Source organism: Rhodococcus oryzae, assembly GCF_005049235.1.
GTDB classification, from domain to species: Bacteria; Actinomycetota; Actinomycetes; order Mycobacteriales; family Mycobacteriaceae; genus Rhodococcus_G; species Rhodococcus_G oryzae.
Map to the genome: position 1 here is coordinate 342,257 of NZ_SUMD01000004.1, position 26,906 is coordinate 369,162.

Consider the following 26,906-nt stretch of genomic DNA (forward strand, 5'->3'; position numbering starts at 1 on the left):
ATGACGACTACACCTTCGCAGGGGCCAGCCCAAGACCCTTACGGGCAATACACGGCATTTCCGCTGTCGGCAGTCCAACGGAGCATGTGGTTCGCACAGCAACTCAGCCCTACCGTCCCGGAATTCATCGCGCACTACATCGAACTGCACGGCGACCTGGACCTCGAACTGCTCCGCCGGTCGGTCGATGCCACCGCGCTCGAGTTCGAATCCCCGATGCTGAAGATGGTGGACGTCGACGGCGAGCCGTATCAGGTGATCGACCCGAACTGCGACACCTCCACCGGATATATCGACTTCCGTGGGGAACCCGATCCGACCGCCGCCGCCCACGCATGGATCGAGGGGGAGTACACGACGCCGGTCGACCTTGCCCGTGACCGACTGATCGATACCTCCGTCCTCCAGGTCGGCGACCGAGATTACTTGTGGTACGCGCGAATTCACCATGTGGTCCTCGACGGTTACGGCGGTGCGACGCTGATCAACAGGATCGCGGCACACTACACGGCGGCGGTCAACGGCACCGAGCCGCCACCGAATCGCGCCCTGCCCGTGCGCGACCTCTACGACCTGGATCAGAAGTACCGCAGTTCCGACCGATTCACCGCGGACCGTGATTACTGGGCGGAACACATCGTCGGCATCGAGTCGGGTTCCACGCTGGCGCAACGGGAGGCAGCCGCGACCGCGCGTGTCTCGCTGGTGAGTGCTCGCCTGTCGGATGCGGGCCTGTCCGCACTGGAGGACTCGGACCACCGGGTCGGAGCGACCTCGGCCGCGGTGATCATCGCGGCCTTCGGCTGCTACCTCGGTCGGATGACAGGCGAGCGCGACCTCCTGATCAACCTGCCCGTGTCCGGCCGGACGACGGCACAGTTGCAGCGATCCGGGGGCATGCTCGCCACCGTCGCGCCGCTGCACATCACGGTGGACGAAACCGACACCGTGACCGAGCTCGTCGGGCGGGTCCAGCTCGAGCTCATGGGGGCACTTCGGCATCAGCGGTGCAGCGTCGAGGACATCCGCCGCGATGCCGGGCTGACCGGCTCCTCGCGTGGGCTCGCGGGCCCGATGGTCAACGTCATGCTCTTCAACCAGGTGGTCACCCTCGGTCCCATCATCGGCGGCTATCACATCGTCACCTCCGGACCCGTCGAGGACCTGCTGGTCAACATCTACAAGAGCGGTGCCGACGAGCGGACCCTCGTCGACTTCCGCGGCAACCCGAACCGATACGACGACGACGAGCTGCGGACGCACCACGCCCAGTTCGTCGAGCTGCTAGAGGAGTTCCTGGCCGCCACACCGAGCACCCGGCTCGGCGACATCCACGCGACCAGCGCTGAGGCGGGCGTCCGCCAACGCAGGATCAACGAGGACCGCGCCTATTGGACCCGCGCACTCGCCCACCTGCCAACGGCCGCCGCGGTTCCCCTCGATCGTCCTCGGCCCGTACGGCAGTCGGGACCGACGGGGCACGTCGACATCGAGATCGACCGACGCATCCACCGCCGGATGGCAGACCTGGCCTGGCAGTCGGACTCGAGCGTCTTCGCGGTGATGCACACCGCGCTCGCCGTATTGCTCGGCCGGCTCGCGGACACCGACGACGTCGCCCTCGGCACCGTGGTCAACCGCAGGCAGGCGACCGAGCCACCCGACACCGCCGACCCGGGCAACCCGGTGGTGTTGCGGAACACGGTCTCGGGGGCCTCCACGTTTACCGACCAGCTCGCCACCATCCGGGATTCGGACCGGATAGCGCTGCGACACTCCGATCTTCCGTACGAGAAGGTCGTCGAGGGACTGGTCGCCGCTGCGGGTGGACCGATGGAACCGCCCTTCCGGGTCCTTTTCGAATTCGGGAACAAGGGCGACCCCGAATCCGGCCCGGACAGCCTGAGGATCGGGACGGGAGAGGTCGATGTCCGCCTCGTCTTCACCGAACTGACCACCCACGCCGGGGAACCCGCGGGGATAGCGGGCCGCATCCTCTTCCAGACAGACCTTTACGACCGCACCACCATCGCCGAATTCGCGGACCGGATCGACCGGATCCTGCAGAGCGCCACCGCCGACCCCGATCTGCCGGTCGGCGACATCAGACTCCTCGGACCGGCCGAGTTCGACTCCCTCACACCCGTCCAGGGCGCGCCAGGAGTCCCGCCACGGCCACTGCCCGACCTCCTCTCCGCGGCCGCCGCGATCGCACCCGACAACGACGCCATGAGGTTCGAGGGCACCAGCCTGACCTATCGCGAACTCGACGATCGGTCCACCCAGCTGGCACGTCTGCTGATCGGTCGCGGGGTCGGCCCGGAATCCGTTGTCGCGCTGTCGATCGTCAGGTCGATCGACTCGGTGCTCGCGCTGTGGGCGGTCGCCAAGACCGGCGCAGCCTTCGTGCCGATCGACCCCAACTATCCGCCGGACCGCATCGCGCACATGCTCACCGATTCCGGCGCGGTCCTCGGACTCGCCGCAGGCGACGGCGAACGGTCCGACACCACGCCGTGGCTGGATCTGCACGACCCCGAACTGGGTCGCCTGTGGTCCGCGCAGTCGACGGCGCCGATCGCCGATGCGGACCGCACCGGCCCACTGCGGATCGACCATGCGGCATACCTGATCTACACGTCCGGGTCGACCGGCCTGCCCAAGGGCGTTGTCGTCACCCACCGAGCCCTGGCGAACCTGGCCGCCGATGCTCGCGAGCGGTTCGCCGTCACGCCCGAATCGCGGACCCTGCACTTCAGCTCGCCCAGCTTCGACGCGTCGATCATGGAGCTGTTCATGACCGTCTGCGCCGGTGCGACGATGGTCATCGCCCCGTCCACTCTGTACGGCGGTGCCGAACTGGCCGAGTTGCTCAGCCGCGAGCGGGTCACGCACGCGTTCGTCATCCCGGCCGTACTCGCCTCGGTCGACCCGGCAGGACTCGACCACATCGAGTGCATCCTCACCGGCGGAGACGTCTGCCCACCGGCACTCGTCGAACAGTGGGGCCCAGGCCGGACGCTGTTGAACGGGTACGGCCCGACCGAGGCCACCATCATCGCCAGCGCCAGCGCACCGTTGGCACCCGGGGATAGGGTCTCCATCGGCCGCCCCTTCGTCGGCTTCGGGTTGATGGTGCTCGATTCCCGCCTGAACCCGGTCCCGGTCGGTGTACCCGGTGAGCTGTACATCTGCGGTCCCGGGGTGGCCAGGGGCTACCACCGGCGACCGACGACCACCGCCGAGCGATTCGTCGCGAACCCGCACTCGCGCTCCGGTGCACCGATGTACCGCACCGGTGACCTGGTGCGGTGGACGGACACCGGTGGCGGGATCTCCGTCGAGTATCTGGGGCGCACCGACTTCCAGATCAAGATCAGGGGCTACCGGATCGAGCTCGGGGAGATCGACGCGGTGCTGCGCTCGCACCCGAGCGTCGGTTTCGCGCTGACCACCGGCCACCCGGGCCCCTCGGGCGACACCGTGCTGGTGAGCTACCTCGTGCCCGAACCGGGACGCGAGGTCGACGAACCCGGGGTCCTCGCCCAGGCCGCGGCCGCGCTGCCTGCACACATGGTGCCCGCCAGCATCACCGTCCTCGACGAGGTGCCCTTGACCCCGGCGGGCAAGGTGGACCGAAACGCTCTGCCCGCGCCCCGTTTCGACGGGAGCGTCGCCGGATACCGGGCGCCAAGGGGCGAGACCGAAGAGGCGATCGCGGCGGTCCTCGCGGGCGTGCTGCAGCGCGAGCGAATCGGCGTCGACGACAGCTTCTTCGATCTAGGTGGCAACTCACTGGTCGCCACCAAGGTGGTGACCCGGATCAACGCAGCCCTCGGCACCGAGATCGGGGTGCTCGACCTGTTCGAGGCACCGACCGTCGCGGGCCTCGCGGAGCGAATCGGGGCAGGCGGCGTGCGCACCGCGCCTGGACCCGTCCTGCGGGCGGTACCGCATTCCGGTCCGGTGCCGGTATCGCTGGCCCAGCAACGGATGTGGATCGTCAATCAACTCGACACCTCCTCGGCCGCCTACAACATCCCGATCGCCGTGTCCCTGTCGGGCGAGCTGGACGTGGCCGCGCTCCGGATGGGGCTCGTCGACGTCCTCACCCGGCACGAATCGCTGCGCACCGTCTTCCCGAACAGCGAGGACGGCCCGGTCCAGGTGGTGCTCCCCGCCGAGAGGGCAATCCCAGATCTCGAGGTGACCGCCACCGGCGAGGCCGAGCTCGACGAGCGCCTGAAGCTGATCGCGACGGCGGGATTCGACGTCGCCGAGGACCTTCCGGTCCGGATCAGGCTGCTCAGCACCGGCCCCACCGAGCACGTCCTTGTCATCGTGGCCCACCACATCGCAGCGGACGGGTTGTCGATGCCGCCGCTCGCGCGCGACGTGATGACCGCATATGTCGCCCGTACGGCGGGTCGGGCACCGGATTGGACGCCACTGGAGGTCCAGTACTCGGACTTCGCGGTGTGGCAGCGCGAGATCCTCGGCTCCGAACACGATCCGGAGAGCCGGCTCTCGCGGCAGCTCGACTTCTGGACACATGCCCTCGACGGCGCACCGGAGCTGCTCGAACTGCCAACCGATCGACCTCGGCCCGCGCAGCCGACCGTTCGCGGTGGCGTCGTCGACTTCACCATTCCGGCGCACCTGCATCGCGGGCTGCTCGAGATCGCAGGAGCGCGGAACGCCAGCCTGTTCATGATCCTGCACGCAGCGCTCGCGGTGCTGCTGGCGAGGGCGAGCGATTCGACCGACATCTCCATCGGCACCCCGGTCGGCGGTCGCGGCGAGGCTGCGCTCGACGACGTGGTCGGCATGTTCGTCAACACCCTCGTGCTGCGAACGCAGGTGGACGTCGGCGGCACCTTCTCGGACCTGATCACCCAGACCCGCACGACCGACCTCGAGGCCTTCGGACACACCGACCTCCCGTACGAACTGCTGGTGGAGGCGCTGCACCCCAATCGCTCCGCCGCGCATTCGCCGCTGTTCCAGGTGATGCTCGTCCTGCAGGGCCTCGAGGGCACCGAACTCGAGCTGCCCGGCCTCGACGTGCGGGTCAGCGATGTGGACACCCAGACCGCCAAGTTCGACCTCCAGGTGATCCTCACGGAGAACTGGGAGGACGCGGACTCATCCGGTCGCGCCGGACAGCGCGAACCCGGGCCGATCACCGCCCAGTTCTCTTATGCCCGTGACCTGTTCGACCCCGCCTCGATGTCCGGGCTGGCCGAGCGGTTCGTCCGGATCCTCGAGGCGGTGACCGCCAATGCCGACGCGACGGTCGGCGACATCGTATTGCTCGGTGCCGACGAGCGGGAGCGGGTGCTCGAGGGATGGAACAACACCGCCGCCCTGGTCCCCGACACCACGCTCGTCGGGCTCCTCGACGACCAGGCGACGCGCACGCCGGACGCGGTCGCCCTCGTGGTCGACTCCGAACGACTCACCTACGCAGAGTTCGACGCGCGGGTCAATCAGCTGGCCAGAGAGCTGATCTCCCGTGGTGTCGGGCCCGAATCGCGCGTGGCCGTGGCCATCCGGCGCTCCACCGAACTCGTGATCGGCATCCACGCGATCGTCAAGGCCGGCGGCGCGTACGTTCCGCTCGACCCCGACCACCCCGCGGCCCGAACCGAGTACGTGCTCGACAGTTCCGCACCCGTGTGCGTGCTCAGCACCGCGGCCGACCAGGCCGAACTGCGCAGCACCGTCGAGGTGCTGCAGATCGATTCGATCGACCTGTCCCGACACTCGACGGCTCCGATCACCGACGCCGACCGGTCCACACCGCTGCGACCCGGAAACACCGCCTACGTCATCTACACCTCCGGCTCCACCGGCCGACCGAAGGGTGTCGCGGTCACCCATCGGGCCATCGTGAACCGCCTGATCTGGATGCAGGAGACCTACGGTCTCGATCCGACCGATGCGGTCCTGCAGAAGACCCCTGCGACGTTCGACGTGTCCGTGTGGGAGTTCTTCTGGCCGTTGCAGACCGGCGCAAGGTTGGTCGTCGCGGCACCCGACGGACATCGTGACCCCGGTTATCTCTCTCGGATCATCGAGGCCGAGCAGGTCACCACCATGCACTTCGTGCCTTCGATGCTGGCCGCGTTCACCTCGGAGGCCGAGCCCGCGCGGTGCACCTCGCTGCGCCGGGTGTTCTGCAGTGGCGAGGCGCTGCCGCCCGCCACCGCCGATGCCTTCCGCCGGTTCAACGGTGCGGACCTTCACAATCTCTACGGCCCCACGGAGGCCGCGGTCGACGTGACCTCGTGGGAGTGCAGCGAATACGACCGTGTCACCGTGCCGATCGGCGCACCGGTGTGGAACACCGGCGTGTACGTCCTCGACTCGCGTCTGCACCCGGTTCCGCTCGGGATCCCCGGCGAGCTCTACCTCGTCGGTAGCCAGCTGGCCCGCGGCTATGTGGGCCGCAGTGGGCTCACCGCGGACCGATTCGTGGCCAGTCCCTTCGGCGCCCCCGGCGAGAGGATGTACCGGACCGGTGATGTGGTCCGGTGGCGGCGCAACTGGGAGGCCGTCGGATCGCTGGAGTACATCGGTCGATCCGATTTCCAGGTCAAGCTCCGCGGGCTGCGAATCGAACTCGGCGAGGTCGAGTCGGCCATGTTCGTCGACCCCGCGGTGGCGCAGGCCGTGGTGGTCGTGCACGAGAGCCCCATCACCGGGGAGAGCCTGGTCGGCTACGTGATCGCGGAAACCGGCGCCGAGGTGGACACGACCGAACTGCGGGAGTCCCTGGGGAAGCTACTGCCCGGCTACATGGTGCCGGCGCAGATCATGGTGCTCGACGAGTTCCCGCTCGGCGCGACCGGCAAGCTCAATCGAGAGGCCCTGCCCGCACCCGATTTCCTGGTCTCCGGCGCGGAATACCTGGCACCGCGCAACCCGATCGAGGAGATCCTCGCGACGATCACCGCGGACCTCCTCGGCAGGCCGCGGATCGGGGTGCTCGACAACTTCTTCGATCTGGGTGGGAATTCGCTGATCGCCACCAGGCTCGTCGCGCGCGCCAACTCGGCGCTCGGGTCGCAGCTCGGGGTGCGTGAGGTCTTCGACTCCCTGACGGTGGCGGGCATGGCGGCCCGCATCGAATCCCAGGCCTCCCACGAGAGCGGCAGGCCCGAACTGGTCGCGGGGGCACGCCCCGCCCCGGTGCCGGTTTCGCTGGCCCAGAAGCGAATGTGGTTCATCAACCAGTTCGACACCGATTCGCCTGCCTACAACGTGGCGATGGCGGTGCGGCTGACCGGACGGCTCGACGAGGACGCGTTGCGGGCGGCCGTGACGGACGTACTCGAGCGGCACGAATCGCTGCGAACGCTCTTTCCGTCCGTGGACGGCGAACCGACCCAGGTCATCGTGTCGACCTCCGAGGCTTTGCCGGACCTTCCCACCGAGGAGGTGCTCGCGGCGGACCTCGACACCCGTATCGCCGCGCTGGCAGGCTCCGGTTTCGATGTGACGGCCGCGGTTCCGTTGCGCGCAGGGTTGTTCCGAACGGGCCCCGATGAGCACGTGCTTTCCCTCGTCGTGCACCACATCTGCGCGGACGGATTCTCGCTGGCCCCCCTCGCGCGGGACCTGATGGTCGCGTACACCGCCCGCTCCGACGGGCACGGCCCGCAGTGGGCGCCGCTTCCCGTCCAGTACGCCGACTTCACACTGTGGCAGCACCGGGTACTCGGTGACTTCACGGATCCGGGCAGCCTGCTCTCGATTCAGCTCGACCACTGGCGACGGGAGCTCGACGGCATGCCGGAGCTGCTGGCGCTGCCGACCGATCGCCCGCGGCCACAGGTCCCGTCGATGCGCGGAGCCGTGCAGGAATTCGCCGTCGACCAGCAGGTTCACCAGCAGTTGGTGCGCCTGGCCCGCGAACACAGTTCCAGCGTGTTCATGGCCGTGCATGCGGCACTCGCGGTGTTGCTCGCGCGCTCGTGCGACACCGACGACGTGCCGATCGGCACCCCCATCGCGGGCCGCGGCGAGGCCGCCCTCGACGACATGGTCGGCATGTTCGTCAACACCCTGGCACTGCGGAGCAGGGTGGGGAGCGACACCAGCTTCGCCGACCTGCTGGCACGGACCCGCGAGACCGACCTGCGCGCCTTCCATCACGCGGACTTGCCGTTCGAGCGTCTGGTCGACGCCCTGTCACTGGAGCGTTCGACCTCCTACACACCGCTTTTCCAAGTGGTGTTCGAGTTCCGCAACAACGAACGGGCGCGACTGGAGCTGCCGGGCCTGACAGTCGAGGGCATCGATCTGGGCACGGAGATCTCCAACTTCGACCTTCAGCTCACCTGCACCGAGGAGTTCGACGAGACGGGGGCACCCGCGGGCATCTCCGCCGGGTTCACCTACGCGACCGACCTTTTCGACCCCGCCACCGTCGCCGGGTTCGGTCGGCGGCTGGTGGCGATCCTCGCCGCGGTCACCGCCGATCCCACCGTCGCGATCGGAGACATCGATCTGCTCGATGCCGCCGAACTCAGGGCGCTTGCCCCAGCACGCGGTCCGGCGTCCGTGCCCGCGCGCACCCTTCCCGAGATCCTCGCCGCCCCGCTCGAGCTCGAACCCGACTCGCTCGCGCTGATCACCGAGGATCATCAGCTGACCTACCGCGAGATCGACGAGCGGGCGAACCGGCTGGCCCGCATCCTGATTGCGGAGGGCGTCGGTCCGGGTTCCGTGGTGGCGATCGCGATACCCAGGTCGGTCGAGTCGGTGCTGTCGGTGTGGGCCGTGGCGAAGACGGGTGCCGCCTTTGTCCCCGTCGACCCGGACTATCCGGCGGAGCGGATCGAGCACATGCTCGCCGACTCCGGCGCAACCGTGGGCCTCACGGTCACCGAGTACGGCCGGCGGCTGCCCACGCTCGCCCGATACCTCGTACTCGATGCGCCGGACGTGCAGGCGGGACTGGCCGCCGCAGCGGCCGCGACGGTGACCGATACCGACCGGATCGCCCCGCTGACGCTCGATCACCCGGCGTACGTGATCTACACGTCGGGGTCCACGGGCACGCCGAAGGGCGTCGTCGTCCCGCACCGAGGGCTGGCCAACCTCGCGGCCTCGATGCGAGACCGGTTCACCATCACCCCGTCGTCGCGAACGCTGCATCTCGCCTCGCCGAGTTTCGACGCGTCGGTCCTCGAGTTGGTGATGGCGTTCGGCGCGGGCGCGACCATGGTCGTCGCCCGACCGGGCATCTACGGTGGAACCGAACTCGCCGACCTGCTCCGCCGCGACCGGGTCTCACACGCCTTCGTCACCCCAGCCGCACTGGAATCGGTCGATCCGCACCAACTGGACGACCTGGACTGCGTGGTGACCGGCGCCGACACCTGCCCTCCGGACCTCGTCGGCAAGTGGGTCACGGCCCGGCGACGGATGTTCAACGGCTACGGCCCGACCGAGGCGACGGTCGTGGCGACCGTGAGCCCGCCGATGAGCCCCGGCGACCCGGTGGTCATCGGGCGGCCGATCCGGGGCTGCGGCCTGCTGGTTCTCGATGCGAGGATGCGAGCGGTGCCGCGCGGGGTCCCGGGCGAGCTGTACATCAGCGGGCCCTCGCTCGCACACGGCTACCGCAATCGCGCAGGCACCACCTCCGACAGGTTCGTGGCCAACCCGTTCGGCGGACCGGGGGAGCGGATGTACCGGACCGGGGACCTGGTCCGGTGGGTTCGCGCGGTCGGCGACCCCGTGGGGGCCGACGGAACCGTGCCGGTGGGCGACCTCGAGTACCTGGGCCGCACCGACTTCCAGGTCAAGATCCGCGGGTTCCGGATCGAGCTCGGCGAGATCGAGGCGGCGCTGGCCAGCTACGAGGGCGTATCCAGCGCGGTCGCGACCGCGCACTCGAACGGCTCCGGCCCCGGCCGGCTGGTCGGCTACGTGGTCCCCGAGCCAGGGGTGGAGCTCGACGAGGCCTCGATCCTCTCGTTCGTCAGCGGCATCCTGGCGCCCTATATGGTGCCCGCCGCGCTGATCGTGCTCGACGGCCTGCCGCTCACCCCGGTCGGCAAGCTCGATCGGAAGGCGTTGCCGAAGCCGGACTTCGGTGCCCTCGCCACACCCGGCCGGGCGCCGGACTCCGAACTCGAGGCCGTCCTGGCGACGTTGTTCGCCGACGTGCTCGGTCTGGACGCGGTGGGCGTGGACGACTCGTTCTTCGCGCTCGGCGGCGACAGCATCATGTCGATCCAGCTCGTGTCGCGGGCCAAGGCCGCCGGTGTGGTGCTGACCCCGCGAGACGTGTTCGAAGCCAAGACCGTCTCGAAGCTGGCCCTGGTCGCCGGACTCGGCGAGACCTCAGAGGCCGTCACCCTCGAGGAGCTGGCAGGCGGCGGCGTCGGCGAGATGCCCCTGACCCCGATCGTGGCCTGGCTGCTCGAACGCGGCGGCAACTTCGACCGGCTCACCCAGTCCGCTCTGCTCATCGCTCCCGAGGACCTCACCGACACCGGGGAACTCGGCCGCGTGCTCCAGTCCGTGCTCGATCGGCATGACATGTTGCGGGCCAGGTTGCACACCACCCGGGCAGCCGGTCCGGACACGCGTGCGGACGCGGGGATGGAGGTGGCCGAGCCGGGGTCCGTCGACGCCGCCGACCTCATCCGCCGGATCGAGGTGGCCGCAACACCAGAGGATCCCGAATTCGACGCTGAGGTGATCGCGCAGTTCGAGGCGGCCGAGCAGCGGCTGGACCCGGCCGCGGGCGTCATGATGCAGGTCGTGTGGCTCGATTCCGGCGCGGGCGTCGGCCGAATCCTGATGGTGGTCCACCACGCCGTGATCGACGGGGTGTCGTGGCGCGTGTTGGTGCCGGACCTGGCGTCGGCATGGGCGCAGATCCGCGCGGGTCAGGATCCGGAGCTGGACCCGGTGGGGACCTCGATGCGGCGCTGGGCGCACGCCCTCGTGCAGGAAAGCGAGAGCAGGACCGGAGAGCTGGTCCGCTGGCGCGAGATGCTCTCCGGGACCGACCCGGTGATCGGTTCGCGTGCACTCGATCCCGCGGTCGACACGAACGAGACCGTGCAGAAGATCAACGTCGAGCTGTCAACCGAGGTCACGGACGCGGTACTCACACGGATCCCCGAGGCGTTCCACGGCAGCGTCAACGACGGACTGCTCACCGCGCTGGCAATGGCCGTGTCCCGGTGGCGTCGCGACCGCGGAGTGCATGCGACCGCGACGGTGGTCAACCTCGAAGGGCACGGCCGCGAGGATCAGGTGGCCGCCGGCGCCGACCTGTCGCGCACGGTGGGCTGGTTCACCACGGTCTTCCCCATGCGGCTCGAGCTGTCCGACATCGATCTCGACGACGCCTTCGCTGGCGGCCGCGATGCCGGTGCCGCGGTGAAGGCGGTCAAGGAACAACTGCTCGCGGTCCCCGACCACGGCATCGGCTTCGGCATGCTGCGGTACCTGAGCGAGCACGCAGGCGAATTGGGGGAGCTGCCGACGCCGCAGATCAGCTTCAACTACCTCGGACGCCTGACCGCGGGCGGCACCGACGACGGGCCGAGCATCGGGTGGAGCCCGGTCGCGGACACCGATCTGGACCTGGTCGGAACCGTCGACATGCCACCGTCAGCTGCCCTGGACATCAACGCGGTCACCACCGAAACCCCCGACGGCCCTCGCCTGCGGTCCACCTGGACATTCCCCGGCGAGGTCCTCACCGCCGCGGAGGCAATCGATCTCGCGGACCTGTGGGCCGAGGCGCTGACCGCGCTGACGCGGCACGCCGCCACCCCCACCGCGGGCGGGCTCACCCCGTCGGACCTCGACCTGGTGGACCTCGAGCAGGCCACCATCGAACGACTCGAGGACCGCTACCCCGACCTCGCCGACATCTGGTCGCTGTCGCCGCTGCAGACCGGACTGCTCTTCCACGCGCTGCTGGCCGAGAAGTCGGTCGATCAGTACACCGTGCAACTCGCGCTGGATGTTCGGGGCGCGGACCCCGAACGCATCTGGCGGGCGGGCCAGGCCCTGATCGACCGGCACCCGAACCTGCGCACGTCCTTCATCGCCGACATCGACGGTGTGACCGTGCAGGTGCAGCACCGGCACGTGCAGCTGCCGTGGACCGAGCTCGACCTGACGGCGCTCGACGACGCGGATCGTGAGGCCGAGGTCGCACGCGTCCTCGACGAGGACCGGCACCACGGATTCGACATGGAATCGCCGCCGCTGCTGCGATTCCTGCTCATCCGGACCGGCCCCGACACCCACCGACTGGTGATGACGAACCATCACATCCTGCTCGACGGCTGGTCGGCGCCGCTGATGCTGCGGGAACTGCTGGCCCTGTACGCGACCGACGGCGACGCGACGACGCTGCCTCGGGCCAATGCATACCGGGACTACCTGAAGTGGTTGTCCCAGCGCGATTCCGAGAAGTCGATGGACGTGTGGATGCAGGCTCTCGCCGGAGTCGATGAACCCACGCTCGTCGCGCCGTTGGACCGCGCCAGGCTGCAGTGGGACAGCGCGCTCTCGGTTCTCGTCGAGATGGGGGTCGAACGGACGCAGCGCCTGCGCGCCGTGGCCCGCGAGCGCGGGCTCACGCTGAACACGCTCATCCGTGCCGCCTGGGGCATCATCGTCGCCGAGCTGACGGGACGCGACGACGTGGTCTTCGGGAGCACCGTCTCCGGGCGACCCCCGCAGATCCCCGGCATCGAGTCGATGATCGGCCTGTTCATCAACACGCTGCCCGTCCGGATCACCCTCGACCCGTTCGAGAACCTCGGCGAGCTGCTGAGCCGAATCCAGGACGAGCAGACCGCCCTGCTCGATCACCACTACCTCGGACTCAGCGACATCCAGGACGCGGCGGGACCCGCGGCCACCTTCGACACGTTGACCGTCTTCGAGTCGTATCCGTTCGACCGGGCGGCGCTGACCGCCGATGTCGACATCGCCGGGCTGCGCGTGCTCGGGATCCCCGAGATCAACGATGCCGCCCACTATCCGCTGGCCCTGGTCGCCTCCGCGGAGGAGCAGTTGCGGCTCAAGGTCGAGTACTTCCCGGATCTGTTCGAGCGCGCGGACGCGGAGACCATCGCCGCGCGCACCGCAATGGTGCTGGACGCCTTCGCCGACACCCCGGACCTGCCGCTGTCCCGGCTGCGGCTGCTCTCACCCGAGGAGGAAATCGAACTGCTCCCGGTCGACGGCGGTGCGATCGAGAGTGCACGGACGCTGCCCGAGCTGTTCACGGACGGCGCGGGGATCGACCCCAGCGCGGTGGCGCTGACGATGGCCGGCCGCGAGATGTCCTATCGCGAACTCGACGAGCGGTCCAATCAGATCGCCAGGAGTCTCCTCGCGCGGGGCCTCGGGCCGGGTTCGGTTGTCGCCCTCGCGATCAGGCGCTCACTCGAATCGGTCATGTCGGTCTGGGCGATCACCAAGACGGGAGCGACCTTCGTCCCGGTTGACCCGAACTACCCGCCAGACCGGATCGAGCACATGCTCACCGACTCCGGCGCGACCTTCGGACTGACCATCGCCGAGTACCGCGACCGGCTGCCCGGGACGGCAGCATGGTCGGTCATCGACAATCCGGAGGCCTCGGCCGAGTTCGACGGCAGGTCGACGGCCGCGGTCACCGACGCCGATCGCCCGCGCGTCCTGCGGGTCGACGACATCGCGTACGTGATCTACACGTCCGGCTCGACGGGGCTCCCGAAGGGCGTGGTGGTCTCGCACCGGTCGTTCGAGAAGCTCGTCGCCGTGCAGCACGACCTGTTCACCCCGACCTCGGGATCACGCACCCTGCACTTCGCCAGTCCCAGCTTCGACGCGTCGGTCTTCGAGTACCTGCTGGCCGCGGGCGCGGGCGCGACGCTGGTGATCGTGCCGCCCACGGTCTACGGCGGGATCGAACTGGCCCGGCTGCTCAAGCAGGAACGGGTCACCCACGGCTTCATCATCAGCTCGGCGCTCTCGGGGATGGACCCCGCCGGTCTGGACGACTTCCAGGACGTGCTGTTCGGCGGTGAGGCCGCCCCACCGGAGCTGGTGCCGCGCTGGGCTCCCGGGCGCCGACTGTGGAACGCGTACGGCCCCACCGAGGGCACGATCGTGACGAACTTCAGCGATCCGGTGTCGGTGGACGAGCCGGTCACCATCGGCGGACCGCTGCGCGGGATCCAGGAGATCCTGCTGGACGCCTTCCTTCGTCCGGTCCCGATCGGGGTACCCGGCGAGCTGTACATCGCGGGGCACAACGTGGCGCTCGGCTATCACCGTCGCACCGGCCTCACCGCCGGTCGATTCGTGGCGAATCCGTTCGGCGGCCCCGGCGAACGGATGTACCGCACCGGCGACGTCGTTCGGTGGCGGCGCTCCCCGGAATCCGGCCGACTCGTGATCGAGTACATCGGACGCAGCGACTTCCAGGTGAAGGTCCGCGGGTTCCGCATCGAGCTCGGCGACATCGACAGCGCACTCGGCGAGCACGAGGGCATCGACTTCTCCGTGACGATCGGGCACGGATCGGCGAGCAACGCCGTTCTGGCCTCGTACGTGCTGCCGGCCGCCGGACACCGGATCGAGCCGGCCGAGGTCCGCGAGTTCCTCTCGACCCGGCTGCCCTCGCACATGGTGCCCTCGAGCGTGATGATCCTCGACGACATCCCGCTGACCCCCGTCGGCAAGCTGGACCGCGCCGCGTTGCCCGTGCCGGAGTTCGCCCCGACCACCGAGTTCCGGGCGCCGACCACGGCGCTCGAACGCACCATCACCGATGTCTTCGCCACGGTCCTCGGTCTCGACCGCGTCGGCCTGGACGACAGCTTCTTCGACCTCGGCGGCAACTCGCTGAGCGCGACCCGCGTCACCGCGCGGCTGTCGTCCGCACTCGAGATCGACCTCAGCGTCCGCGCCCTGTTCGAGGCACCCACCGCAGGCACCCTCGCACAGCGGGTCGCGCTGTCCGACGGTGAGCACCGGCGCCAACCGCTCGAGGCGACCGATCGGCCCGAACGACTCCCACTGTCGTTGGCCCAGCAGCGGATGTGGTTCCTCAACCAGTTCGACACCGAGTCCGCCGCGTACAACATCCCGCTCGCCGTACGCCTGACCGGGCACCTCGACACCGACGCGCTGCGCGAAGCCGTTGCCGACGTCGTCGACCGGCACGAATCGCTGCGCACCCTGTTCCCTATGGTCGACGGCCAGCCCACCCAGGTGATCGTGCCCGCGGCAGCCGCTGTTCCGGACCTCACCGCAATCGACACCACCGAGTCCGAACTGCCGCAGCGCATCTCCGACCTGATCTCGGGTGGGTTCGATGTCACCGACGCGGTGCCCGTGCGCGCGGCCCTGCTGCGCATCGGCCCCGACGAGCACGTCCTGGTGCTCGTCGTCCACCACATCAGCGCCGACGGATTCTCGATGTCCCCGCTGGCCCGGGACGTGATGGCCGCCTACACCGCGCGGGTGTCGGGTGCCACGGCACCGTGGTCCCCGCTGCCGGTCCAGTACGCCGACTACGCGCTCTGGCAACACCGCGTCCTCGGCTCCGAGGACGACCCCGAGTCCCTGCTCGCGCGCCAGCTCGACCACTGGACGGAAGTCCTTTCGGGGGTGCCCGAGGTGATCGCGCTGCCGACCGATCGACCGCGACCGGCCTACCAGAGCTTCCACGGCGAACGATTCGAGTTCACCGTGCCCCCGGAGGTGCACCTGGCCCTCGTCGACCTGGCACGGCGACACAACTCGACGATGTTCATGGCCGGCCATGCTGCGCTGTCGCTGCTGCTCGCGAAGCTCTCGGGAACCACCGACGTCGCCGTCGGCACCCCGATCGCGGGACGCGGCGAGGCTGCGCTCGACGACCTGGTCGGCATGTTCGTCAACACCCTCGTGCTGCGCAGCGAGGTGGATCCGCGGGCATCGTTCGGGGAGCTCCTCGACAACGTCCGCGAGGTGGACGTGGCCGCGTTCGCGCATGCGGACCTGCCGTTCGAGCGGCTCGTCGAGGCGCTCGCCCCCGAACGGTCCACCGCGCACTCGCCGTTGTTCCAGGTGCTGCTCGAGTTCCAGAACAACGAGCCGCCCCACCTGGAGCTGCCCGGACTGACCGCGGACGGAATCGATCCCGACCTGGCCGTCGCCAAGTTCGACCTGCAGCTGACACTCGCCGAGCGGTACGGGGAGGACGGGAGCCCGGCCGGCATCTCGGCGATGTTCACCTACGCCGACGATCTGTTCGATCCGGCCACCGTGCACGGTTTCGCGCGTCGACTGTGCGACCTCCTCGAATCGGTCACGATGGATCCCGACCGCGCGATCGGGGACATCGAGATCACCGCCCCGGCCGAGCGCGACGCGATGACCTCGCTCTGGAACGTCGCGGGCGTGCCTGCGCCGACGGGCACCCTGGTCGATCGATTCGCGAGCACGGTCGCCCGGCGGCCGGGAGCGGTCGCCGTGTCCTGCGACGGTGAAACCCTGACCTATGCGGAACTCGACGACCGGACCAACCGGCTCGCGCGGGTCCTGATCGGCAGGGGAGCCGGACCCGAGTCCCTCGTCGCGGTCGCGCTGCCGCGCACCAACGACCTGATCGTGGCGCTGTTGGCCGTGGTCAAGTCCGGCGCCGGCTATCTGCCCGTCGACGTGACGTACCCGGCCGACCGGCTGACCTTCATGCTCGAGGACGCGGATCCGATCTGCGTGATCTCCACCGGGTCCGACCTCGAACGCCTGCCCGACACCGACGTGCCCCTCCTGGTGCTGGATTCGGATGAGCTGACCACCCGACTTGCCACGGAATCGGGCGCGCCCGTCACCGACACCGATCGGCTGGCCCCGCTCGACCCGGCGGACGCCGCCTACGTGATCTACACGTCCGGGTCGACCGGGCGACCGAAGGGCGTCGTCGTCTCGCACCGAAACGTGCTCACCCTCTTCGCGAACACCGAGGAGAAGTTCGGGTTCGACGAGTCCGACGTGTGGACGATGTTCCACTCCTACGCATTCGACTTCTCGGTCTGGGAGCTGTGGGGCCCGCTCCTGTACGGCGGCACCCTGGTTGTCGTCGACTACTTCACCGCCCGAGCGCCGGAGATGTTCCTCGAACTCTTACGGCGCGAGCGGGTGACGGTGCTCAACCAGACGCCGACCGCGTTCTACCAGCTGGTCGAGGCGGACCGGCTGGCCACGGGAGACACGCCGGCTCTGGCGTTGCGTTACGTGATCTTCGGTGGTGAGGCGCTCGACCTCGGTCAGCTCGGCCGCTGGTACGGCAGGCACGGCGACAGTGCACCGGCGCTGGTCAACATGTACGGGATCACCGAGACCACGGTGCATGTCAGCCACCTCCCACTCGACCGCGCCTACGCCGCCGACGCTTCCGCGTCCGTCATCGGCAGGGCGATCCCCGGTCTGCGGGTGTCGGTTCTGGATCAACGACTGCACCCGGTCCCGCCAGGGGTGACGGGGGAGATGTACGTCGCGGGAGATCAGGTCTCGCGTGGCTACCTCGGCCGGGCTGCACTGACCTCCGCGCGGTTCGTCGCAGATCCCATGGGTGCCCCCGGTGCACGGATGTACCGAACCGGTGATGTGGCCCGCTGGAATCGGGATGGCCAACTGGAGTACCTGGGCCGCAGCGACTTCCAGGTGAAGATCCGCGGGTTCCGGATCGAGCTCGGCGAGATCGAGGCGGTCCTGCTGCGCTTCCCGGGCGTCGCGCAGGCCGTGTCCCTTGTGCGCGAGGAACCGCGGGGCAACCGGTTGATCGCCTACGTGGTCCCGGAGCCCGGGGTACACCCGGACGAGAACGAGGTGCTCGAGTTCGCGGGCACTCAACTGGCCTCGCACATGGTGCCCGCGGCGGTGCTGGTCATCGACGAACTCCCGCTGACCGCGAACGGCAAACTGGACAGGAAGGCACTGCCCGAACCGGATTTCGCGACCCGGGTCCATACCGGCCGCGCGCCGAGCACCGAGACCGAGACCGTGTTGGCGGCCCTGTACGCCGAGGTGCTCGGTCTGGACTCGGTGGGTGTGGAGGATTCGTTCTTCGCGCTCGGCGGCGACAGCATCATGTCGATCCAGCTCGTGTCCCGGGCCAAGGCTGCCGGTGTCACGATCTCGCCGCGGGAGGTCTTCGAACACAAGACGGTCGCCGCCCTCGCCGTCGTGGCCGAGTCGGCCGAGGTCGGGGACGCGATCGTGCTCGACGAGCTCGCGGGCGGGGGAGTCGGCGACCTGCCGTTGACCCCGATCATGCACTGGCTGACCGACCGGGCCGGAGTCGCGGGAGACATTCACCGCTACACCCAGACGGCACTGCTGACGCTGCCGCCCGGGGCGGACGCGGACACCGTCGAGCGCACACTGCAGGCGGTGCTCGACCACCACGACATGTTGCGGTCCAGGCTGATCCAGCGCGATCCCGACCGCGAACCGGCGATGACCGTCGCCGAACCGGGGTCGGTGCCCGCCGCATCGGTACTGCGCAGGGTCGCGGTCGCAGGCGTCGAAGGCCCCGAGTTCTCCGCGATCGCGGCGGCCGAACTCGACGAGGCGGCGGACCGGCTCGACCCGTGGGCCGGAACGATGCTGCAGGTGGTCTGGTTCGACCCCTCGGACTGCGGCGAACCCGATGCCCCGGGCCGACTGCTGATGGTCGTGCACCACTCGGTGATCGACGGGGTGTCGTGGCGGGTGCTGGTGCCGGACCTGGCGTCGGCATGGGCGCAGATCCGCGTGGGTCAGGACCCCGTCCTGGCCGCGGTGGGGACCTCGATGCGCCGCTGGACGCACGCCCTGGCCGAGGCGAGCGCGACCAGGTCCGGGGAGATGGACCTGTGGCGACGGATGCTGGCCGGTCCGGATCCGGTGATCGGTTCGCGCGCACTGGATCCGGCGGTCGACACCAACGAGACCGTGCAGAAGATCACCGTCGAGCTCCCGAGCGAGGTCACGGAGTCGCTGCTGACGCGGCTTCCGGAGGCATTCCACGGCAGCGTCAACGACAGCCTGCTCACCGCGCTGGCGATGGCCGTGTCCCGGTGGCGCTCCGCCCGCGGCGAAGAGGTGTCGGCGACGGTGGTCAATCTGGAGGGCCACGGCCGCGAGGATCACGTGATCGCGGGCGCCGATCTGTCGCGGACGATTGGCTGGTTCACCACGATCTTCCCGGTCCGGCTCGACCTGTCCGACATCGATCTCGACGACGCCTTCGCAGGCGGGCCGGATGCGGGCACCGCGGTGAAGGTCGTGAAGGAGCGGTTGCTCTCGATACCCGATCACGGCATCGGGTTCGGGATGCTCCGGTACCTGAGCGAACACCAGGCCGAATTGCGCGAACTGCCTGCGCCGCAGATCAGCTTCAACTACCTCGGCCGGATGACGGACGGAGCCGGGACGCTGGACCCCGGAACCGGTTGGACCCCGGTCACCGACACCGACCTCGACGACGCCCCGAGCAAGCAGATGCCGGTTGCGTCGGTCCTGGACATCAACGCGCTGACCCTCGGTTCCGCGGACGGTCCGCGGCTGCGCGCGACCTGGTCGTTCCCGACGCGGGTCCTGCGCGCCCTCGAAGTCCGCGAGCTGGCGGACCTGTGGGCCGAGGCGTTGACCGCGCTGGCCCGGCACGCCGCGGCGCCGACCGCGGGCGGGCTCACGCCGTCGGACCTCCCCCTGGTCGACCTCGAACAGGACACCATCGAGCGACTCGAGGGCCGGTTCCCCGGCCTCACCGACGTCTGGTCGCTGTCCCCGTTGCAGTCCGGACTGCTCTTCCACGCACAGATGTCGGACGTGTCGGTCGATCCGTATCTCGTCCAACTCACCATGACCCTGCGGGGCACGGTCGACCAGGACCGCATCCGCAGGGCTGGTCAGGCGCTGCTCGATCGGCATCCCAACCTGCGGGCAGCGTTCGTCGCCGAACAGGGCGGTGTCGCCGTCCAGGTCATCGCGGACCACGTCGAGCTACCCTGGCGCGAAATCGATCTCGCCGAGACGTCGTCCGAGGACCGCGACGACGCCCATGCCGCGATCGTGGCGGCCGACCGGGCGACGGGGTTCGACATGACGTCCGCGCCGCTCCTGCGCCTGCTGCTCGTGAAGTTCGACGAGAACGAGTACCGGTTGACGCTGACGAACCATCACATCCTGCTCGACGGCTGGTCGACACCGCTCGTCATCCGGGACCTGCTGACCCTGTATGCGACCGACGGGGACGCCTCGGCACTGCCGCCCGTGCATCCCTACCGCGAGTACCTGGTGTGGATGTCCCGGCGCGACGTCGATCAGTCGATGGAGGCGTGGCGGCAAGCACTCTCGGACGTCGAGGAACCGACGGTGTTGGCGCCCGCGAAGGACGGGCGTCCGCGGTCCGACAGTCAGGAGATCGGGCTGACGCTGTCCGAAGCAGAGACCAGCCTGCTGCGCCTGGTGGCGGGCGAACGCGGACTGACGCTCAACACGATGCTCCAGGCCGCATGGGGAATCGTGCTCGGCGCGCTGACCGGCCGCGACGACGTAGTGTTCGGCAGCACGGTCTCGGGCAGGCCGCCGGAGATCCCCGGCATCGAGTCGATGGTCGGTCTGTTCATCAACACCCTGCCGGTCCGGGTCATCCTCGATCCGTACGAGAGTCTCGGGGGACTGCTGGACCGGGTTCAGCACGAGCAGGTCGCGCTGCTCGACCACCATTACCTCGGACTGGCGGACATCCAGAAGGTCGCCGCACCCGCCGCCGCGTTCGACACCCTCACCGTGTTCGAGTCCTACCCGATCGACCGCGCCGGCCTGACCGAACAGACCGATATCGCGGGCATGCGCATCGCGGGATTCGACGGGCGGGATTCGGCGCACTACCCGCTGGGGGTGGTGGTCTCCGGCGAGGAGAGCCTGCACCTGAAGCTCGAGTACCTTTCCGAGGCATTCGATGTCAGCACCGTGGAGTCCATCGCGGACCGGTTGCGGCGGGTACTGGTCGCGATGGCCACCAACCCGGACCTGCCTCTCGCCCGGGTGGACCTGCTGGCCGAGGACGAGCGCGCGACGCTGGTCCCGGTCAACGGCAGGGCGGGCGGCTCTGTCCGAACGCTGCCCGAGTTGTTCGAGGATGCGGCGGCCGCGAGTCCCGAGGCCAGGGCTCTGTCCTTCGAGGGAAACCACGTCAGCTATCTCGAGCTCGATCTGCGTTCGACGCAGTTGGCGCGCCTGCTTATCGCGAGGGGAGCGGGACCGGAAACCTATGTCGCCCTAGGAATCCCGCGATCTGTCGAATCCGTGCTCGCGGTCTGGGCGGTGGCCAAGACGGGTGCCGCGTTCGTACCCGTCGACCCCAACTACCCGCAGGACCGGATCGAACACATGCTCGCCGACTCCGGCGCCACCATCGGACTCGCCATGACCGCGGATCATGATCGGCTGCCCGGCTCGGTGCCCTGGCTGCTCCTCGACGGGCCCGACTGCAGCGCCGAACTGGCGACCCAGTCCACCCGGCGGGTGGTCGACGCGGACCGGGTCTCGCCGATCAGCATGAACAACGCCGTCTACGTCGTCTACACGTCGGGTTCGACCGGAACGCCCAAGGGCGTGGTGATCACGCACGCCGGCCTGGATCAAATCGCCACCGATCAGCGGGAACGGCTCGCCTTGACGCCGATGTCCCGGACCCTCCACTTCTCGACGCCCAGCTTCGACGGCGCGGTCTTCGAATACCTGCTGGCGTTCGGGCTCGGTTCGACGATGGTGATCGCGCCGCAGTCCGTGTACGGCGGCGCCGAGCTCGCGCACCTCATCAAGGTCGAGGGTGTCACCCATGCATTCGTGACGACCGCCGCGCTTGCGACGGTGGATCCGGGCGGGCTGGTCGAGTTCCAGCACGTCGTCTTCGGGGGCGAGGCCTGCCCGCCGGAACTGGTCACGCGCTGGGCACCCGGACGCAAGCTGACGAATGGGTACGGCCCGACCGAGACCACGATCATGACCAATATCAGCGACCCGATGACGGTGGGTGAGCCCATCACGCTCGGCGGACCGATCCGCGGTGTGTCCGAGGTCGTGCTGGACAGGTACCTGCGGCCGGTCCCCGCCGGGGTGCCCGGCGAGCTGTACATCGCGGGGGTCGGGCTGGCGCGCGGGTACCACCGGAGGGGCGCCCTGACCGCGGGCCGATTCGTGGCGAACCCGTTCGGGGAACCGGGAGACCGGATGTACCGCACCGGCGACATCGTCCGCTGGCGGGTAGAGCCCGGGTCAGGCGAGCGCACGGTCGAGTACATCGGGCGCAGCGACTTCCAGCTTAAGGTGCGTGGCTTCCGGATCGAGCTCGGCGAGATCGACTCCGAGATCATGGCCTACCCCGGGGTGAGCTTCGCGGTGACCGTCGGCGTGGCGGGTCCCGCCGGCGACACCGTGCTGGCCAGCTACGTGGTACCGACGGCGGACGTACCGGTGCGGGTACCGGCGTTGGCCGAGCACCTGGCGGGCCGGCTGCCGTCCCACATGGTGCCGTCGAGCATCGTCCTGATCGACGAGATCCCGCTGACCCATGTCGGCAAGCTCGACCGCTCGGCGCTGCCGGAGCCCGAGTTCCTCAGCACCACCACCGAATACCGCGCACCGAGCACCCCGCTCGAACGCACCATCGCCGAGGTGTTCGCCGCGGTCCTCGGTGTCGATCGGATCGGCGTCGACGACAGCTTCTTCGACCTCGGCGGGAACTCGCTGATCGCCACCCGCGTCACGGCACGCCTCGGGACCGCGCTCGGGGCGAAGATCGGCGTCCGTGCGCTCTTCGAGTCGCCGACCATCACCGCGCTGGCCGCCCTGCTCTCGCCCGAGCTCACCGGCACCGATGCGCGGCCTCCGCTCACTGCGATCGAGCGACCGCCGGTGATCCCCGTGTCGCTGGCCCAGAAGCGGATGTGGTTCCTGAACCAGTTCGACACCACCTCGCCCGCGTACAACATCCCGTTGGCGGTGAAGCTGTCCGGTCACCTCGACACCGAGGCGCTCGGCGCCGCGATCCGGGACGTGCTCGACCGACACGAGTCGCTGCGCACGATGTTCCCCGTCCACGACGGCGAACCCACACAGCTCGTGGTGCCCACCGACCAGGTCCTGCCCGCACTGACGACGATCTCCGTCACCGACACCGAACTGAACTCGCGCATCATCGAACTCGCGGGCGCAGGCTTCGACGTCACCGCCGCGGTACCGGTGCGGGCCGCGTTGCTCCGACTGGGCGAGCTCGAACACGTACTGACCATCGTGGTGCACCACATCTGCGCCGACGGTTCCTCCCTCGGGCCGCTCGCCAGGGACGTGATGGTCGCCTACAACGCCCGGGTGAACGGCTCGGCACCGGGATGGGACCCGCTGCCGGTCCAGTACGCCGACTACACCCTCTGGCAGCACCGCATGCTCGGCGCCGAGGACGATCCGGCGTCGTTGATCACCGCACAACTCGAATACTGGAACCAGAATCTCGCGGACCTGCCGGACGTGATCGCGCTGCCGACCGACCGCCCGCGTCCGCTGCAGCAGACCTTCCGCGGCGACCGCGTCGAGTTCGCGATCGACGCCGGTCTGCACGCCCGCATCGGCGACCTGGCGCGGGCGAACAATTCGACCGTCTTCATGGTGATGCACGCGGCGCTCGCGGTCCTGCTGGCCCGGCTCGGCGACACCGACGACGTCGCCATCGGTACCCCGATCGCCGGTAGGGGCGAGGCCGAACTCGACGAGATGATCGGCATGTTCGTCAACACCCTCGTCCTGCGGACCCACGTCGACCCCGATGCCGGCTTCCTCGAGCTCCTGGAATCCGCCAGGGAGACGGACCTCGCGGCGTTCGCGCACGCGGACCTCCCGTTCGAGCGGATCGTCGAGGCGCTGAACCCTGCCCGATCCACGTCCTACCAGCCCCTCTTCCAGGTCGCGCTGGAGTTCCAGAACACAGAGCGGCCGCATCTGGCGCTCCCCGGTCTCGACGTCGACGGTGTCGACCTCGACATCCGGGTGGCGAAGGAGGACCTGGAGCTGATCCTCGCCGAGAACGTCGCGGCGGACGGCACACCCGCGGGAGTGCGCGGCGGTATCGACTACGCCACCGACCTGTTCGACCCCGAGACCGTGCGCGCCTTCGCGGACCGCTTCGTCCGGGTTCTCGATGCGGTGACCGCCGACCCGCACCGGGCGATCGGCAACATCGGCATCCTCGGCGAGGTCGAGATGTCCGATATGGCACCGGCGCTCGGACCCGAGGGGGGTGCGCCGCAGCTGTGGCCGGACATCCTGTCCGCCGCCGCGGCCGCGGCACCCGAGTCGCTCGCGTTGTCCTTCGAGGATGAGCACCTGACCTATCGCGAACTCGACGAGCGGTCGAACCGGTTGGCCCGGGTGCTGCGAAAGTCAGGGGTCGGCCCGGAGACCTTCGTCGCGCTCGGCCTGCCCCGCTCGATCGAAGAGATCGTGTCGATCTGGGCGGTGGCGAAGGCAGGCGCCGCGTTCGTACCCGTCGATCCGACCTATCCGCCGGAACGAATCGAGTACATGCTCGTCGATTCCCGTGCCGTCGTCGGGCTGACCGTCGCATCGCGGCGCGGGCAGCTCCCCGACACGATTCCGTGGCTCGTGATGGACGCCCCCGACTTCCTCGCGGCGATGTCCGCGATGTCGGCGGCGCCGGTCACCGACGCGGACCGGACCGTCCCCCTGCACCTCGCCCACCCGGCATATCTGATCTACACCTCCGGATCCACCGGTCTGCCCAAGGGCGTCATCGTCACGCATCAGGGCATCGCCAACCTCACCGCGGAGGAACACAGCCGGTTCGGTGTCACCGAGCGGTCGCGGGTCTCGCACCTGGCGTCCCCGAGCTTCGACGCCTCCGTGTTCGAGCTGATGATGGCCTTCGGCACCTCTGCGGGCGTGGTGATCGTGCCGCCCACCGTGTACGGCGGCCCCGATCTCGAGGACCTGCTCCGCCGCGAGCATGTCACCCACGCCTTCATCACCCCGACCGCCCTGGCGTCGATGGAGGACCGCGATCTGACGGGGCTGGAGGTCCTCGCAGTCGCAGGGGAGGCGTGCCCGCCAGACCTGGTGGACGTCTGGGCGCGGGGGCGCCGGATGTTCAACGGCTACGGGCCGACCGAGACCACCATCCAGGCCAGCGTCAGCGACCCGATGGAGAGTGGCGTGCCGGTCAACATCGGCAATCCGGCCATCGGATTCGGCGAGGTCGTGCTCGACGCTCACCTGCAGCCGGTACCGGTCGGGGTTCCGGGCGAGATGTACATCCTCGGTCTCGGGCTGGCCCGGGGCTATCACAACCGGATCGGGTTGACCTCCGAACGCTTCGTGGCGAGCCCGTTCGGCGATCCGGGGCAGCGGATGTATCGCACGGGGGACATCGTCCGCTGGCAGCGTGACCCCCGCACCGGAGATCACACGATCGAGTACATCGGCCGCAGCGACTTCCAGGTGAAGGTGCACGGCTTCCGCATCGAGCTCGGCGAGATCGACACCGTGCTGACGCACCACCCAGACATCGCGTTCTCGGCCACCATCGGTCGGACCGGGCCGTCCGGGGACACCCTGCTCGCTTCCTACGTGCACCCGGTGGAGGGACGCACCCTGGTGCCCGCCCAGGTTCGGTCCTTCGCCTCGGGCCGCCTGCCCGCCCACATGGTGCCGTCGGCCGTCGTGGTCCTCGACACGATCCCGATGACGCCCGTCGGCAAGCTCGATCGAAAGGCACTGCCGACACCCGAGTTCGGTGCACGCGCCGACGAGTACCGCGCGCCGGCAACACCGAGCGAGCTGGCGATCACCGAGGCCTACGCCGAGGTGCTCGGCGTCGAACGCGTCGGCGTCGACGACAGCTTCTTCGACCTCGGAGGCACCTCGATCGTGGCCACCCGGGTCGTCACCGAGCTCCGCGCGCGGTTCGGGGACCGGATCCAACTGCAGTCGATCTTCCTCGATCCGACCCCGGCCGGGCTCGCGCACCGCCTCGACGAGGAGTCGACGCAGTCGGCCGCCGATGAGGCTCTGCAGGTGGTGATCCCGCTGCGGCCGAGCGGCACCAAGCCGGCCCTGTTCTGCGTGCACCCCGGAATCGGCCTGAGTTGGGGATACGCCGGGCTGGTTCAGCACCTCGCCCAGGACCGCCCCGCGTTCGGCCTGCAGCTGCCACTCATCAGCGGGGGGCCACGCTTCGAGTCGATCGAGCAACTGGCACACCGGTACGTGCAGGAGATGCGCGCGGTCCAGGGCCACGGCCCGTACCACCTGCTCGGCTGGTCCCTCGGCGGCGTGATCGCGCACGCCATGGCCGTGGAGCTTCGGCAGGACGGCGACGAGGTGGCGACGCTGGCGATCATGGACAGCTATGTCACCGCCGACGGGATCCCGCAGGTGTTGACCGTCGAGGAGCTGTTACAGGGCCTCGGGCTCGACCTCCGCACCCCGGAGGGAGAGGAGCTGACCTACGCGCGGGCGGTCGAACTGCTCGACGAGTCCCTCGGCCAGCACACCGGCCTCACCGCCGCGCACCTCGAGCGGATCAGCGCCGGTTTCACCAACTCTGCGGAGATCATGGACCGATTCCATCCCGCGGTCTTCGACGGCGACCTGCTCTTCTTCAGTGCGGCAGGCGCTTCCGGGAACGGCGCGCATTCCCCGGAGGAGTGGCGTCCGGCAGTCACCGGCGGAATCCGTGAGGTCCAAGTGGACTGCGGTCACAACCAGATGATCGAACCCGAGTCGCTGGCCGTGGTCGGTCCGGCACTCGAGGAGTACCTCTCCGCGCATTGACGAAACTTCGGCGGTGTGCGGAGAACTCCTGCGGGTAC

At 69.2% G+C, this 26,906-nt stretch carries 1 protein-coding gene; it reads left to right on the forward strand.

The window, feature by feature from the left end:
* Entirely contained in the window at window positions 1-26,868 is a 26,868-nt protein-coding gene (locus tag FCG67_RS10685; protein ID WP_136909610.1) for a non-ribosomal peptide synthase/polyketide synthase, read from the forward strand.
* The last annotated feature ends 38 nt before the right edge of the window (window positions 26,869-26,906 follow it).

Excerpts from the sequence above, each read along its gene's own strand:
- FCG67_RS10685 (WP_136909610.1), top strand. The coding sequence starts at position 1 with ATGACGACTACACCTTCGCAGGGGCCAGCCCAAGACCCTTACGGGCAA.